We start from the raw sequence: 15770 nt of genomic DNA, 5'->3' as shown, positions 1-15770 counted from the left end.
CCCACGGATTGCATAGATTTTCACGGATAAAAGTACCGTAGCTTCGGCTCCGCTCAGCCACCGGGAAACTAAAATCTTATAGGCCTTATGTGTTAACATCTTTCGTGATTCTAACTTCATCATCCTTCTATGTAATTAAAAAATTCTGTTTATAAACTTTACAGCATATCACCGCTCCAAAAATTAAATGTTTTAGAAATGCTTATGGTCCCGGTAGCTTTTGGGTGAAATTCCTTTTACGGATTTGAAGTACTTGCCGAAATGGGAATTGTCGGTGAATCCAAGCTCATAGGATATTTCCGTAACCGATAAAGTAGTATGAAGCAGCAACCTTTCCGCTTCCAGGATAATCCGGTTTTTAATCAGGGTTCCTGCACTGATGCCGAGTTGGGTTTTTACCAAGCTGTTGAGGTAATTGGCGGTAAGATTCAGCTTTTCGGCGTACGGAGCGGTTGTTTTATGTTCTTTGTAATGCCGGTTTACCAGTTCGGAAAAGTTCTGTACCGTCTCTTTCTTGTGATCCGGAAGAAGGGGAGCGGCATGACCTGAACTGGCGGTCCTCAGGTATTTAAGCATATAGATCTTAAGGTGAAGGCAAATAATTTCTGCGGAAAACAAGACGTTTTTCCGGTATTCCTTTAAAATTTCTTCAAATGCACCGGCATGTTCTTTTTTAGATCCGGCTTTCAGATCGATGAAGACCGGAACGTCACTCAGTACGGTTTCGCTTTTAATGAGCCGGTTTCCCGTATAAAGATGGTTATAAAATGATTTTGTAAACATCATCACAAAGCCGCTGGCTGAAGTTTCAGGATCTAAATGGTACACCTGGTTATAATTCAGGAAAAAGATCCGGTCTTCCCGGAGCTGATGCGCCCGGTTATCAATGGTAATGGATCCGCTGGCTTTTTTAAAATACAGAACGGTGTAAAAACGGTTGGTGGAATGCTGTTCCGGATCAATACCGGCAAGAAATTCCGGAATGGTCATCATCAGCATTCCGGTCTTAAAAGCATTCCGGCTTTCAAAATGATGAAGGGGTAAAGTTTTAATATTCTGCTCCAATAATCAGGTATTGTTGTTCTCCAAAGATAGGGAACCGCATTTATTTTTAATGATGATTCAAATAAGATTTGGTAAAGAAAAAAGGCTAAACAGGATCGGATCTCTTAAAGCTCTGAAATAAAAGATTCTTTTTTATCATCAACCAGTACTTTATCAATATAATCCGAATTCATGGCTCTCAGAACGGCCATATAATTCATGCCGAAATCGATTTCATCGCCTACTTTGCAAAGGTTCCGGTCGTCGGTAATATTCAGGATCATCATATCCGAACTGGCACCCAGGATTTCAATTCCGTCCGACAGGGGAAAAATCTGCTTCACGTCGATATCCAGGATGCCGATATCAACAATGGCCCTGAAAGAAGTCTTATCCATATCTTCTTCACTGAACTCGGGGCTTTCACCCATAAGATTGGTTCCTGCTTTTCCGCTGGGTACCATGGGTTTTTCATAAATTTCAATTACTTCGCCCGTAAGCCGGAAAACATCCTGACACATCTCCGGAATAACCGCATCACTGAAGACATCTGTCCCGAAAAACAGGGTTTCGCCGATCCGGAAATGGTTGATCCCCGCAGGTACATTTCCATTCATCAGCAAAGGAATGGTAACGGATGATCCGGCCGAGATATAAGGAATCGGTTGTCCGAACCGCTGTTCCGTACATTTCTTATAGGAAACCAGATCGGTAAGCTTTTGACGGTCGGGCAGGATTCCGTTTAGACAGTTGAGGTTGGTGCCGATGCCGATGACTTCAATGCAGGGGAATTGGATCACTTCCCCATAAAAATCCATCAGTGAATCTGCAGGGATGCCTTCTCTGAGCTCACCCATTTCAATCATGATAACGATGCGGTGAGTTTTGCCCTGCTTCCGGGCTTCTCCGGAAAGGGCTTTTATAGTTGCCAGTTCCGAATTGAAACTTACATCCGCATATTTTACAATGCTTTCCGCCAACCTTTTTGCCGGTGGCTTGATATAGATGGTTCGGGTAGCCGGAGAAATCTTTTTGATCTTTTTTAAATTGCTCAGCCGGGAATCGCAGGCGTCTTTGCCCACGATAGACAGCAGGCTCTTGAGGAAAGCCTCATGCCCGCAGAGCAGTTTGGTAACCACGGCCCATTCGGTATGGTGACGGCTGAAAAGCTGATTGAGAAAAAGGTAATTGTGTTTGAGTTTATCAGTATTGAGGGTTATGTAAGACATTTTATTTTTTTAATCGCATTTCAAGATATTTACTTCTGAAGCCCAGTTTGTCGTAAAGATGGAAAGCGGGATTATCAGGTTCGCAGTGCAGTGCAATATCTCCTTCCGTATGACCGATGGCTTCCTGCATTATTTTTTTTCCGATGCCCTGGCCGCGCAGCCTGCTATCGGTAGCAATATACACCAGGATGTTTTCGGGGATATATCCGCTCATCCCGGTTTTATTGAGGATGCATACACCGGCCAGTTCCTGCGTTGATTTCTGCCGGGCGGTGATAAGCAGGCCTCCGGGCTTCCGGTCTTTGCCTATACAGTAGTCGAGTGCCCGGGCGATATCTTCTTCCGGATCCCCGTACTGTTCCAGGTGCCGGTGGAGAAATTTTACGATTTCGGTTGTATCAAGGGTATGGCCTGTGTTTTCAGTGTTGGTTTTAAAGGTGTGTATTTCTATCATAAAAGTCTTTTTATCCCGGGAATGGAAGGGTAATGTCGTAGCCCATACCTTCTTCAGGATCTGTTGGTGGATTGGTATTATTTGGATCTTTAAAAAATAATAGGGGAACCGACGTCCGGTTGATGATCCGCTTCAGGAAATTTTCCGAGAAAAACGATTTCCAGTTTCCTTCGTCCTGATAGTTCAGGATAATCAGATCAAACTCGGAATCGTTGGAAACCCTGGAGATCTCCATAGCCTTATCATTGGTGACAATAAAAGAAGCATCATGTTCGATGTTGCTTTTCCTGAGTTCTTTCCTTAAGCCGATATAGGCTTTCCGGATATCCGCCAGCTGCTTTTGGGGAGAAATACCCAAAAGACGGATGGTTCCTTTGTTTTTTTCAGCGATCAGCCTGGAAAGGTCAAACTTTTCATGCAGCTTGTCAAGCACCCGTACCGGAACAAGGATCTTTTTAAAATTCAGCTGGTGCGAATCTTCAGGAACAAGAAGCACTGAACAGTTGGCGGCGGTAAGGATCTGGTAGGAAGATGATCCCAGGATCAGTTCTTTGATGCCCTGCTTTCCGGATGCTCCCGTAATGACGAGGTCTACGGATTCTTCCTGTATCGTTTTGTTGAGGCTGCTGATCAGCGTATCATTCCCGGTTACCGTCTTACAGTCTGTAAAATCATATTGTTCATACAGGTATTCTTTAATAAGTTTCAGGCTGTTTTCCACCTGTTCGAAATTCTCGCTGATGGTTTCCTTACCTACCATCTGCCGGCCGGTCCTGTCGATAATAAAGAAGCTGTTGAAATTATAGAAAAGAATAATCCTTGCCTGATGGCGCCTAGCCATATGAACGGCTACCTTTACGGCCTGATCGGACCTGGTTGAGAAGTCCGTGGCTACCAAAATGGTCTTGATGCTGATAAAATCTTTCATTGTAAACTGGCTAAACTTCAAATTTAAATAAAATATCTCTTTGAAGATGTCAAGAATCATGCGCATCATGGTACATTTTACCGTTATGTGGTAGAGGAGGTTTTATTAATATTATTTTAATTAAAATATTTTATAGTTAACAATTTTTAAAAAATAGTTATATTTAGATAAAATATTATACTTTTCTGCTAAGGTAGCGGCTGGATTAAATTTTAAATTTAAAAAAATACACGCTCAGAATAACCACACCGGAATATAAGGAGAATAAGAATCATCATTTAAAAAATCATTAAACTATTGATATGGTATCATTAAATATTAACGGAAAGACCCATACATTGGATGTGAGCGAAGACATGCCGGTTTTGTGGGTACTCAGGGATATCGTAGGCCTTACCGGAACCAAATTCGGATGCGGCGTTGCCCAGTGCGGTGCCTGTATGGTGCACCTGGACGGCGAGGCGGTAAGATCCTGCGTTACCAAAGTAAAAAGGGCGGCAGGCAAGAAAATCGTTACTATCGAGGGGTTATCGCAGCACAATGACCATCCGGTACAGAAGGCGTGGCAGGAAATTGATGTCCCGCAGTGCGGCTATTGCCATTCGGGACAGATTATGGCGGCAGCAGTGCTCTTAAGGGAAAATCCTTCGCCGACCGATGAAGATATCGATCTGGCGATGGCCGGGAACCTATGCCGTTGCGGTACATACTCCCGTGTCCGTAAAGCCATTAAGATTGCTGCGGATTTACAGAAAAAGGGAACCGTTTAATTTTGAAAGACGAAAAATTATGATCACATTTTTCAAAAAGATAAAACTGAAGTCAGGATATTTATTCCGTGGCTTTTTTGTGGTGGCTATTTCTGCCAGTGCCTTCGGAATGGTAAGCCGGAACGTGAACAAAACCTACGCTCCGGTTTCTATTGTGAAAAAAGACAGCGTTGCTTCAGTGAAAGCATTCGGGGAAGTGTATAAAGTTCTGATGAGTCCGCGATGCCTCAACTGCCACCCGGCCGGGGATATTCCGTTGCAAGGTGACGACAGCCATGTTCACCAGATGTATCCGCAGCGCGGTCCCGATGGGAAAGGACTGTATGCAATGAAGTGTGCCAATTGTCACCAGGATGAAAATACACCGGGTCTTCACATGCCGCCGGGAAATCCGAAATGGCACCTCCCGCCGGCCGATATGAAAATGGTTTTCGAAGGGAAAACGGCTCATGAGCTGGCCATACAATTGCTCAATAAAAAAGAAAACGGAAACAAAAATATAGAAGCGCTCATTAAACATGCCGACGACGGCCTGGTCCTGGCGGGGTTCAATCCGGCAGACGGACTGAAAAAACCGCCTTTGACCCATGCGGAATTTAAAAAAGCCTGGATCACATGGTTAACCACCGGAGCCTATGCTCCCGCTAAATAAAACAGGAATATGTCTAAAGAAACCGATTTTTCAAGAAGAAAGTTCCTGCAGCTGGCAGGATTGGGCGGAGCCGCATTGTGCCTGGGAATATTTCCGGGAATTTCAAAAGCATCCGTTATTACGGAAGGCGCCGCTCTGGCGGAAAACATAGAAATGAATGCGTGGATCATTATCAACACGTCAGGCCGGATTACGCTGGTGGATCACCGGGCGGAAATGGGACAGGGTTCCTATCATTCCGTGCCGCAGATTATTGCGGAAGAACTCGAAGTGGATCTCAGCCAGGTGGATGTAATCTTTGCGCAGGGAAGTACGAAATACGGAAGCCAGATCACCGGAGGAAGCTCTACGATCAGAACCTCTTATAAGAACCTCTTAAAACTAAGCGCTACTGCCCGCGAAATGCTGCGCCAGGCTGCAGCGAAGCGGTGGAATGTCCCGTTGGCAGAATGTATGGCCCGGAGCGGAAACATCATTCACGAAAAAACTTCACGCAAGTTCCATTACGGCGAGCTGGTTGCGGAAGCCTCCAAACTTACCCCGCCTGAAAAAGTGGATCTGAAGCCGCGTTCGGAATATAAAATTATCGGAAAACCGGTAAAACGAATGGATACCCACCTGAAAACAAACGGTGCCGCCGTGTTCGGACTGGATAAGCGGCTTCCGGGAATGCTTTTCGCTTCTGTGGAAAGGAATCCCAGACTCAGAGGGAAGGTGGCAAGCTTTGACGATTCCCAGGCAAGGAAAATAAAAGGCGTAAAAGACGTCATCAAGATTACCATGAAAGTCTGGGATACCGACCGGGAAGGCATAGCCGTGATCGCAGACAACAGCTGGGCAGCCTTACAGGGCCGGAAAGCACTGAAGATCGTCTGGGACGATTCAGGCTTTGAGCACGTCAATACACCGGAGATCTATAAAAAACATCAGGAGCTGCTTGTGACGGAAGAAGGCCTTACCGCAAAGGAACAGGGAAGCGTCAATACAACGGCCGACGGAAGCAGAAAAAAAATTGAAGCGGTTTACATGACGCCGTACCAATCGCATCTCGCTATTGAGCCGATCAACTGTATCGCCCATTACCAGAAGGATAAGATTGAGATCTGGGGACCAATTCAGGCACCGGACTGGATTCAGAAGGACGTCGCCAAAGCATTCAATATGGACGCGAAAAATGTAACCGTCAACATGACCTTCCTGGGTGGAGGCTTTGGAAGAAAGGCCTTTACCGATTTCCCCAATGAAGCGGTGGCCATTTCCCAAAAAATCAATGCACCGGTACAGGTAGTGTGGTCAAGGGAAGATGATGCGACCCAGGGGCCGTTCAGACCCGGAGTTTCCTATCGTGGCGAAGGGATTATCGAAAACGGAAAATTAACGGACCTTAAATTCAGGATGGTCGGGCAGAACATCAACCACTGGCAGAGCGGCAAAAAAGGAACTGCCAATCCAAGCACGACGGAAGGTTTTATGGAGCCGTATTTCAAGACCATTAAAAATATAAAATTCTCGGATATTCCTTTTGAAACACCGGTGCCGGTATTGTGGTGGAGATCCGTGTATGCTTCCACCAACGGTTTTGCCTATGAAAGTTTTATGGACGAAATCGCCCGCAGCATGGGCATGGATTCTCTGGAATTCAGAAGGCAGTACATGGATGATGAGAGAACGCGGAAGCTGATTGACAGACTTAAGCAGGTGAGCCAATGGAAAAGCAGCGGACCGCAGGAAGGATACGGAATAGCCATTACCGAATGTTTCAAAAGCACCGTCGGACAGGTCGTAAAGGTCTCCAAACGGAAAGGCGGAGGGGTGAAGATCGATAAAGTCTGGGCGGTAATCGACTGCGGATGGTATGTAAACCCCGATATCATCCAGGCACAGGTGGAAGGCTCCATCGTGATGGCATTGGGCGCTACCATGCATGAACAGACCTTTACCGACGGAAAAGCAGATCTGATGAATTACAGCACCTATCCGTTGCCAAGAATCTATGACATTCCACCTGTTGAAGTGCATGTCATGGAAAATAAGGAAGATGCAGGCGGAGTAGGAGAACCCGGACTGCCGCCGTTTGCCCCTGCGCTGGCCAATGCTATTTTCGATCTCACCGGAAAAAGAATCAGAACCCTGCCTTTTGATCTGGCGCAGATCTGAAAAGATCAGCGTCTGAGGCTTAACGGCAGAATGTTAAGCGTTACAGACAGATTGCAGACCTCTTGATAAACAGCAGGCGGACGGAGTCAGAATGACGGGATAATAACAACCGGTCCTTTTTATAACGTCCGCTTTATGTTTTAATTAAAATAAAAAGTTTTACAGGATTTGAATAAAACCGGCTAAAGATCAGAATGATGATGAGGTGATGTGGTAGAAATGTTTAGGAGCTGGCTTTAAATTTTTCGCGTTTTTTCATGGAATTACCATGATTAGCTTAATTTTTGATACTTTATGGTAGTCCGGGGAAAAAGGTGTCCTCTACCTTTAACCGGAATGCTGAGATACCGGAAAGTACCGAATACCTTATGAAAGAAATCAATGACATAATACAGGCATACCAAAAAGCAAAAGCTGAAAATAAGAAAGCCGCTTTGGCAACAGTGGTAAAGGTTGAAGGCTCTTCGTACCGCCAACCCGGCGCCCGCATGCTGGTTACCGAGGACGGTGAACTTACGGGTGCGATCAGCGGAGGATGCCTGGAAGGAGACGCGCTGAAGAAAGCGCTGCTTGCTATTCATCAGCAACAGAACAAGCTGATTACCTACGATACCAGCAACGAAGAAGATTCGGATTTCGGGGTACAGCTCGGTTGTAACGGCATTGTGCATATTTTATTCGAATACATAAATTACGATCAGAGCCACCCGATCGATTTTTTGATCAAAGCTGCTGAAGAACGCCGGGATTCGGTTCTGGCCTGTCTTTTCTCATTGGAAAGAGGGCAGAGCCAGATCGGGACGGTTCTTTTTTACAGTCGCAATACCTTATGGCCTGAAAACCGGGATCCGGATTATTTGTCTGAAGAAGCAAAAAAAGTTTTGGAAAGCCGGTCGTCTATGGTTAAAACGGTTATTTATGAAAACGTTTCCTGTGAAGCATTGATCGAATACCTTCCGCCTGCCGTTTCACTCGTGATCGCAGGAGCAGGGAATGATGTAAAGCCGTTGGTTGAAATTGCATCTGTTATGGGCTGGGAAATAACAGTGGCGGAAGGCCGCGTAAGCCACGCCACGGAAAAAAGGTTTCCATTGGCCAAAACGGTAAAAGTGGTGGGTGCCGAAGAGTTTTTAAATGAACTCGTTGTGGACGAACATACTTTTGTCGTGTTGATGACGCACAATTACCGGTACGACCTCACGGTCTTAAAAGACATGCTGAACCGTGACAACCGCTACATCGGCGTTCTGGGGCCGAAATCTAAGCTGAACCGAATGCTCAATGACCTGGCAGAAGAAGATGTTGAGGTTTCCGAAGAGCAGATGCAGAGAATCTATGGGCCGGTCGGGCTCGATATCGGGGCAGAAACCTCGGAAGAAATAGCACTTTCCATTGCTGCTGAAATAAAAGCGGTGCTGGAAGGTAAGAAAGGCAATTCATTGCGATACAAAAAAGATAAAATTCACCACGCCATCAGTGGTGATCCCCAATAATATGATAACGGATACATTCGGACGCGTCCACGACTACCTCAGGATCTCACTCACGGACAATTGCAATCTCCGGTGCTTCTACTGCATGCCCGACGAGAAATATGCTTTTGCGCCGGCTTCCAGATTAATGCAGCCTGATGAAATCGAGACGGTTGCCAAAATCTTCGTGGCCGCCGGAGTAAAAAAAATAAGACTGACCGGCGGGGAACCGCTGGTAAGAAAAGATGCATCGCTGATTCTGGAGAAACTGGGAAAGCTCGGCATTGAACTGGCCATTACGACTAACGGAGTACGGGTAAAAGAACTGCTGCCGCAACTGTTGGCCGCGAAAGTGAAAACCGTCAACATCAGCCTTGATACCCTGGATGCCGCCAAGTTTCAGAAGATTACGAGAAGGGATCTTTTTGATAAAGTGAAAGAAAGCATTGCCATTTTACTGGAAAATAATTTCCGTGTCAAGATCAATGTAGTGATGATGAAGGACCTTAATGACGACGAGATTAATGATTTCGTCGAAATGACCCGGCATCATGATATAGAAGTACGCTTTATCGAATTTATGCCGTTCAGCGGCAACCGGTGGACGAGTAATCAGGTGGTAACCCTGGAGGAAATCCTTTGTGAAGTACAAACCCGGTATGATCTTATCGCATTGCCTCATGAAACGCACGATACGGCAAAAAGATTTAAGATTCCCGGATTTACCGGTAATTTTGCCGTTATCAGTACAATGAGTGCCCCTTTCTGTTCGTCCTGCAACAGGATCCGGTTAACCGCCGACGGCAAGCTTAAAAACTGCCTATTCTCAAAAGGGGAAACCGATCTTTTGTCCGCATTACGGGAAGGAGAAGATATTAAGCCGTTGATCCAGTCCACCATTCTGGCTAAAGCCAAAGCTTTGGGCGGACAGTTTGAAGGGGTTTTCCAGAATATTGATGCCGCGAAAATCGAAAATCGCAGCATGATAACCATCGGAGGGTAATGGAGGACCAGACGGCAATCATCATCCTGGCAGCAGGAAACTCATCCCGGTTGGGCGAACCCAAACAATTGTTGACTTACAAAGGAAAAAGCCTGCTGCGTCACACCGCAGACGAAGCTTCGTTGGTAACATCAAAAGTGCTCATCGTAACAGGAGAAGAAAATCCGGAGATTGCTGAACAGCTCACCGGCTTTCATTGCATCCCGAATGAAAACTGGGCGGAAGGCATGGCCTCTTCCCTCAAAACCGGGCTGCAGGAAACTTTACAGCGTTTTCCGGAAACCGTACAGTTTATTTTTACGGTTTGCGATCAGCCTTTTATCAGCGCTTCAGTTTTTAAAGCTTTAATAGAGAAAAAAAACACTTCGCCAAAAGGAATTGTGGCATCGGCCTATGCGGATACGTTGGGTGTTCCGGTGCTGTTCAGCAGTTCCTATCTAAAAGAATTATTCAATTTAAACGGTCAGGAAGGAGCACGGAAGCTTATTCAGCGATACAGAGACGATACGGCTTCCGTACCATTTGAACAGGGTTCATGGGATATCGACACTCCTGAAGACTATCAAAAATTAATCAATCCATGATTTCAGTTACAGAAGCAAAACAGATCATTCTTAACGATGTACCGGAAAGGAAAACAAAAGTATTGCCGCTTTCCGAGGCGGCCGGCCTGGTGACTTCATCTGATGTAATTGCCGGTACCGATATTCCGGGCTTTCCGCAGTCCTCAATGGATGGCTATGCCTTAAAATTTGAAGATAAAAATTTACCCCTTGAGATCATCGGTGAAATGGCAGCCGGAACTACGGCGGCTTTACAGATAAAAAACGGCCAGGCCTCCAGGATTTTTACCGGAGCGCCTTTGCCCGGGGGAGCCGATACTGTTGTGATGCAGGAAAAAATAACGGTGGAAAATCAGAGGCTGGTTATTCATGATGAGAATCTGGGTCAGGGGCTCAACGTGCGTCCTAAAGGATCGGAAGTAAAACAGGGCACTGTTGCCATGGCCGCAGGAACGGTATTGAGTCCGGCAGCCGTCGGATTTCTGGCAGGAATAGGAAAAGACCGGGTTGAGGTATATTGCCCGCCTGTAATCGCAGTGATCCTAACAGGGAACGAATTGCAGGATCCGGGAAAAGAACTGGCTTTCGGACAGGTGTATGAAGCGAATTCCTATCAGCTTAAAGCCGCACTGGAAAAAACAGGTGTGAAAAAAATCCATATTTTCAGGGCTGAAGATGATCCCGGAAAGCTGCAGCAGATTCTCGATCAGGCTTTGGCAATAAGCGATATGGTCCTGCTCAACGGAGGAGTGAGCGTCGGGGACTATGATTTCGTGACCCGGGCGGCAGAACATTGCGGCATCGAAGAAAAATTCCACAAAATCAGACAGAAGCCGGGGAAACCTTTATTCTTCGGAACAAAAGGGGAAAAGCTGGTTTTCGGGTTGCCGGGAAATCCCTCGTCGTCGCTGACATGTTTTTACGAATATGTCCTGCCGGCCGTTGAACAGCTTGCAGGATTAAAAAATTCAATACGGAAAATTCATGCAACAGCGACCCATGACTATGCAAAACCTGCGGGACTGACGCATTTCCTCAAAGCTTTTTATGAAGAAGGCAAAGTAACGCCGCTTCATGCCCAGGAATCGTACCGGCTGCATTCTTTTGCCCAGGCCAACTGTTTCCTGGTACTGCCTGAAGAGTCAACAGGATGCAGGGAAGGCGATACCGTGGAAATCCATCGGTTGCCGGTTTAATTAAAATTTAAAAAGAAGTAATGAGTATAGAATTGTTTTATGCCGTCCTTTTTGTCGTCGCCTTTTTTTATGCTGCTGTAGGTCATGGCGGAGCGAGTGGCTATCTGGCACTGATGGCGCTGTACGGCGTGGCTCCCGAAGAAATGAAGCCTACGGCTTTGGTCCTGAACCTGTTTGTTTCCCTGACGTCGTTTATCCAGTATTACCGGGGCGGATATTTTTTAAAGAAACTGTTTATCCCCATTGCCGCCGCTTCCATCCCGCTGGCTTTTATCGGTGGAATGATGACGGTGGAAGAAAATATTTACAAACGCATTCTGGGTGTACTTCTGCTGTTTCCCGTGATCCGGTTTTTCTTTTTCAGAAATACGGAAGACCATGAGCTGAAAGAGCAGAATATTGCCGTAGCCGTGGTGACCGGCGGAATCGTCGGATTGTTATCCGGAATGATCGGCATCGGTGGCGGAATTATCCTTTCCCCGATTTTGCTTCTGCTTAAATGGACCAACCAGAAACAGACGGCGGCCATCAGTGCAGCCTTTATATTTGTGAATTCCCTTTCCGGACTGGGCGGGATGCTGACCCAGGGTATCCGGTTTACCGACAACATGTTTATGTATGTCATCGTTGCCTTTACCGGAGGACTTCTGGGAGCTTATTTAGGCTCTAAAAAATTCAACCAGAATGTTTTGAAATATGTATTGGCTACGGTTCTGCTGATGGCTTCCTATAAACTTCTACTTACCAAAGCTTAAAAAAATGAAATATTTCGCCGCCTTATCCGTATTTTTATCCATCTTCCTGCAAGCGCAGAAAATTTCCGTAAAAGGAGACCTCAGTAAAGCGGTAACGTTTACTTATGAAGATCTGCAAAAATATCCGGTGCATGAAGTGAAAAGCATCGATATCCTGAACCATAAAATGGAATTTAAGAAAAACCTTAAAAATCTGAAAGGTGTTTTGCTTAAAGATGTTTTAAGTGGGGTTATCTTTGATGCTCCGACCCCGAAAGAACTCAGTATATTTTATCTGGTTTGTACGGCGGAAGACGGCTATAAAGTTGTCTATTCATGGAACGAATTGTTCAATACGGAAGCCGGCGATCACATCATGCTGATTACAAGTGAGAACGGAGCCCCGGCTTCCGGTGCAAAAGAAGGAATCACCCTGATTACGCCGGGAGACCGGGCAACAGGAAGAAGATATGTTAAAAACCTTTCAGAAATTGTTATTAAAAAAGCGGATTGATATGGAAGTGAAAGTCATAGCTTTCGGGAAGGTTGCCGAAATCACGGGGAAAGAATTCTCCGTTACGGCATCCGATACCGATACGTTAAAAGAGCAGCTGGCGGTACAGTTTCCGCAGCTCGCCGATATGAAATTTGCAGTGGCCCTTAATAAAAGGGTGACTGAAGAAAACAGAGTACTCAGCAATAATGATACGGTGGCTTTGATGCCGCCTTATTCCGGAGGATAGTATGGAAGAGCACAACGAAAGATATTCCCGGCATTTCAGCCTTGCAGGATTCGGGAAAGCAGGGCAGGAAAAACTTTTAAAGGCAAAGGTCCTCGTAATCGGGGCCGGCGGATTGGGCTGTCCCGTCCTGCAGTATCTGGCAGCGGCGGGCATCGGGACCATAGGTATTGTGGATCATGACCGGATTTCCCTGAGCAACCTGCAGAGGCAGACGCTTTACAGCACTGAAGAAGTCGGAAAACTGAAATCGGTAACGGCTGCTGAAAGGCTCAGGGCTTTAAATCCCGAGATTACTATTACGGCTTACACCGAAGAAGTGACCGTCTCAAATGTCTGGAATCTGATTTCAGGATATGACCTGGTGGTGGATGCCACGGATAATTTTGCCACGCGTTATCTGATCAGCGATACCTGCTGCCTGTTGCAGAAGCCTCTGGTATTCGGTGCGGTATCTCAGTATGAAGGCCAGGTTGCGGTATTCGGTCCTGATGATCATGGGCAGTACATCAGCTACCGGGATCTTTTTCCGGAGCCTCCGCGTCCCGGTGAAGTCCAGGACTGCAATGTAGCGGGCGTGCTGGGTGTATTGCCCGGAATGATCGGGATGATGCAGGCCAATGAAGTCATTAAGCACATCGCCGGAATTGGCAACGGATTTAACGGTAAGTTACTGACATTTAATATGCTTACCTATGAAACAATGGTCCTTGAGCTTTCTAAAACGAAAGATCCGGACAAGCTGATGCCGGGGAACAGGGAAGAGCTTGAAAAGACCGATTACCAATTCCTTTGCGGATTGTCTCATCCGGACATCCTGGCTTTGGACCCTGAAAGTTTTTTAAGCAAGATAAAGGACGGCAAAATGACTGCCATCGATGTAAGGGAAGAAGGTGAACTTCCGGCTGCCGGTTTTTCCCATCTCCATCTCCCGTTATCCCGGCTGGAAGAAAGTTTAAACGAAATTCCGGAAACAGAGATTGCATTTTTCTGCCAGGGTGGAACACGCAGCCTGAAAGCAGCGGAAATTTTTATACAAAACAGGAAGACACCAAACCGGCCAAGCCATCTTGAAGGAGGAATCCTGGCATTAATAAAGAAACAAAATGAAAAAAGAAATTAAAAATATATTCAGGGAAGGCGCTATCGATCCGCTGTTTATTTCGGAAAGCATTGCCGGGCATTCCGCTAAAAGGAACATCGGGGCACACGGGATTTTTCTCGGCCAGATCCGGGAAGATGTCGTAGACGGAAAGCCTGTAGCAGCGATCGAATATACGGCTTACGAAGAAATGGCACTGGAAAAAATGCATCAGATCCGGGAGGATATTTTTACCAGATACGATCTTACCTGCCTGCATGTTTACCATAGTTTGGGTACCATCAGGGCCGGAGAAATCTGCCTCTTCGTCTTCACTTCTTCAAAACACCGGCTGGCGGCCATGGAAAGCTGCAACGAACTCGTTGAACGCATCAAAAAAGAACTTCCCATCTGGGGCCGTGAAATTTTCGGAGACGATTCCCATCAATGGAAAGTCAATCAGTAGTTGAATGAATTCATATCAGTTTGATAAAATGTGTTATGTATATCAATAGGGGCGGGCTTTAGCCCGTCGTCAAAAAAGAATAAATCCTTTGGCTTCAGCCAAACTTATCAATGGAATCAGATTAAGGCAATAACATCAATTGGGAAACTGCCTATATGGAGAATTGATCTTCAACATTCATGAATTAAACATTGGGCATCAACTTTAAACCTTAAACTCTGAACTTTAAACTTTAAACTCTCAAAATGGTCAATATTACCCATAAATCATCAACCCTGCGGAAAGCAATTGCCACCGCGACGGTTAAAACTTCATCCCAGGCTACCATTGATGCCGTCCGGCAACGGAAGGTCCCGAAAGGGGATATTTTTGAATTTTCAAGAGCGGCGGCCCTGTTCGGCGTGAAAAAAACCAGCGATGTGATTCCCGACTGCCATCCGCTGCCGGTGGAATACACGGCGGTGACCTATGAAATTGAAGATTTATCGATCATTATATCGGTGGAAGTGCATACCATCTATAAGACCGGAGTGGAGGTGGAAGCCATGCACGGCGCATCGGTAGCGGCACTGGTGATGTACGACATGCTGAAGCCCATCGATAAACACGTAGAAATCCGGAACATCAGGCTGCTGGAAAAGCAAGGCGGAAAATCCGACGATAAAAAATTTACATCCGGCGAATTGAAAGCCGCTGTCGTTGTATGCTCAGACACGGTTCATCAGCGGCAGAATGAAGATACCTCAGGAAAAATAATTGTTCAGAAACTGGAAGAATACGGGTTCACGGATATTGATTATGTAGTGGTTCCGGATGAAGCAGAGACGATTCAGCAGGCACTTGCAGGATACAAAACAAATAAATCGGATCTCGTTATTTTTACCGGCGGAACCGGCGTGTCACCAAGAGATGTGACCCCTGAGGCCCTGCAGCAGATGATCGACCGGCCGCTTCCGGGAGTTATGGAAACCGCCCGCGCTTATGGCCAGGAACGCATCAAAACTTCCATGTTATCAAGGGGAATTGCCGGCTTCAGCGGTGAAACGCTGGTCTTAACTTTCCCGGGTTCCCAGAAAGGAGCCGCTGAATACATGCAATCTCTATTTCCGCAAATTCTTCACGTTTTTGAAGTGAAAGAAGGAAAAAGACACGGGTAAGAATGATGGTTGAGGGATTTATTGGATGTTGGAAGATTTACTAAATATAACTTGAACCTGAAGAAGAATCTGGACCAAGTGGATGGAAGAGGGGTGCCGGATGCAGGAAGTTTCTTTTGTCAGA

General features: G+C 46.1%; 17 protein-coding genes. 13 read left to right on the top strand and 4 right to left on the bottom strand.

Translation table 11 applies throughout. The annotated features are described in order from the left end of the window. Nucleotides 1-192: 192 nt before the first annotated feature. The 4 genes from CHA01nite_RS05885 to CHA01nite_RS05870 all read right to left on the bottom strand — a co-directional run bounded on the left by CHA01nite_RS05885 (nucleotide 193) and on the right by CHA01nite_RS05870 (nucleotide 3655). Entirely contained in the window at nucleotides 193-1065 is an 873-nt protein-coding gene (locus CHA01nite_RS05885) for a helix-turn-helix domain-containing protein (RefSeq protein WP_146940380.1), read from the bottom strand. Between the two features lie 104 nt (nucleotides 1066-1169). Further along, complete coding sequence (locus CHA01nite_RS05880) at nucleotides 1170-2273, bottom strand: alanine racemase (RefSeq protein ID WP_146940379.1); 1104 nt, start codon at nucleotides 2271-2273, stop codon at nucleotides 1170-1172. A 1-nt stretch (nucleotide 2274) separates the two neighbouring features. Beyond that, nucleotides 2275-2727: a GNAT family N-acetyltransferase gene (locus CHA01nite_RS05875; protein ID WP_146940378.1), complete on the bottom strand. Its 453-nt coding sequence runs from the start codon at nucleotides 2725-2727 to the stop codon at nucleotides 2275-2277. 10 nt (nucleotides 2728-2737) lie between these two features. Beyond that, the gene (locus CHA01nite_RS05870; RefSeq protein ID WP_170234691.1) at nucleotides 2738-3655 is read right to left on the bottom strand and encodes a universal stress protein; all 918 of its coding nucleotides are present in this window, start codon (nucleotides 3653-3655) and stop codon (nucleotides 2738-2740) included. 302 nt (nucleotides 3656-3957) lie between these two features. Here CHA01nite_RS05870 and CHA01nite_RS05865 point away from each other — a divergent pair, with 302 nt between their 5' ends. The 13 genes from CHA01nite_RS05865 to moaCB all read left to right on the top strand — a co-directional run bounded on the left by CHA01nite_RS05865 (nucleotide 3958) and on the right by moaCB (nucleotide 15646). Next, entirely contained in the window at nucleotides 3958-4425 is a 468-nt protein-coding gene (locus CHA01nite_RS05865) for a (2Fe-2S)-binding protein (RefSeq protein ID WP_146940376.1), read from the top strand. Between the two features lie 19 nt (nucleotides 4426-4444). Continuing rightward, a complete protein-coding gene (locus CHA01nite_RS05860) occupies nucleotides 4445-5077 on the top strand; it encodes a hypothetical protein (RefSeq protein WP_228458349.1) in 633 nt (210 codons plus the stop codon). 9 nt (nucleotides 5078-5086) lie between these two features. Beyond that, complete coding sequence (locus CHA01nite_RS05855; RefSeq protein ID WP_146940375.1) at nucleotides 5087-7234, top strand: xanthine dehydrogenase family protein molybdopterin-binding subunit; 2148 nt, start codon at nucleotides 5087-5089, stop codon at nucleotides 7232-7234. 368 nt (nucleotides 7235-7602) lie between these two features. Then, complete coding sequence (locus CHA01nite_RS05850) at nucleotides 7603-8727, top strand: XdhC family protein (protein WP_146940374.1); 1125 nt, start codon at nucleotides 7603-7605, stop codon at nucleotides 8725-8727. Nucleotide 8728: 1 nt separating this feature from the next. Next, entirely contained in the window at nucleotides 8729-9709 is a 981-nt protein-coding gene (gene moaA, locus CHA01nite_RS05845; protein WP_146940373.1) for a GTP 3',8-cyclase MoaA, read from the top strand. Continuing rightward, complete coding sequence (locus CHA01nite_RS05840) at nucleotides 9709-10293, top strand: nucleotidyltransferase family protein (RefSeq protein ID WP_146940372.1); 585 nt, start codon at nucleotides 9709-9711, stop codon at nucleotides 10291-10293. Before moaA ends, CHA01nite_RS05840 begins: the two co-directional genes overlap by 1 nt. Beyond that, on the top strand, nucleotides 10290-11468 hold the full coding sequence (locus CHA01nite_RS05835) for a molybdopterin molybdotransferase MoeA (RefSeq protein ID WP_146940371.1): 1179 nt from the start codon (nucleotides 10290-10292) through the stop codon (nucleotides 11466-11468). The genes CHA01nite_RS05840 and CHA01nite_RS05835 overlap by 4 nt, the downstream gene beginning before the upstream one ends. Nucleotides 11469-11488: 20 nt before the next feature. Next, nucleotides 11489-12223 carry a sulfite exporter TauE/SafE family protein gene (locus CHA01nite_RS05830; RefSeq protein WP_146940370.1) on the top strand — a complete coding sequence of 245 codons (735 nt, stop codon included), beginning with the start codon at nucleotides 11489-11491 and terminating at the stop codon, nucleotides 12221-12223. A gap of 4 nt (nucleotides 12224-12227) precedes the next feature. After that, nucleotides 12228-12716, top strand: a complete 489-nt coding sequence (locus CHA01nite_RS05825) for a molybdopterin-binding protein (RefSeq protein ID WP_228458348.1) — start codon at nucleotides 12228-12230, stop codon at nucleotides 12714-12716. A 1-nt stretch (nucleotide 12717) separates the two neighbouring features. Continuing rightward, nucleotides 12718-12945, top strand: a complete 228-nt coding sequence (locus tag CHA01nite_RS05820) for a MoaD/ThiS family protein (RefSeq protein WP_170234690.1) — start codon at nucleotides 12718-12720, stop codon at nucleotides 12943-12945. Nucleotide 12946: 1 nt separating this feature from the next. Then, on the top strand, nucleotides 12947-14065 hold the full coding sequence (locus CHA01nite_RS05815; protein ID WP_146940368.1) for a HesA/MoeB/ThiF family protein: 1119 nt from the start codon (nucleotides 12947-12949) through the stop codon (nucleotides 14063-14065). Beyond that, a complete protein-coding gene (locus tag CHA01nite_RS05810; protein WP_146940367.1) occupies nucleotides 14049-14489 on the top strand; it encodes a molybdenum cofactor biosynthesis protein MoaE in 441 nt (146 codons plus the stop codon). The genes CHA01nite_RS05815 and CHA01nite_RS05810 overlap by 17 nt, the downstream gene beginning before the upstream one ends. 245 nt (nucleotides 14490-14734) lie before the next feature. Then, nucleotides 14735-15646: a bifunctional molybdenum cofactor biosynthesis protein MoaC/MoaB gene (gene moaCB, locus CHA01nite_RS05805; protein ID WP_146940366.1), complete on the top strand. Its 912-nt coding sequence runs from the start codon at nucleotides 14735-14737 to the stop codon at nucleotides 15644-15646. The last annotated feature ends 124 nt before the right edge of the window (nucleotides 15647-15770 follow it).

The sequence above is a fragment of the Chryseobacterium hagamense genome, assembly GCF_007991455.1.
Classification (GTDB): Bacteria; Bacteroidota; Bacteroidia; order Flavobacteriales; family Weeksellaceae; genus Chryseobacterium; species Chryseobacterium hagamense.
The sequence above is the reverse complement of the archived record's forward strand: the minus strand, read 5'-3'. Positions and strand labels throughout refer to the sequence as shown.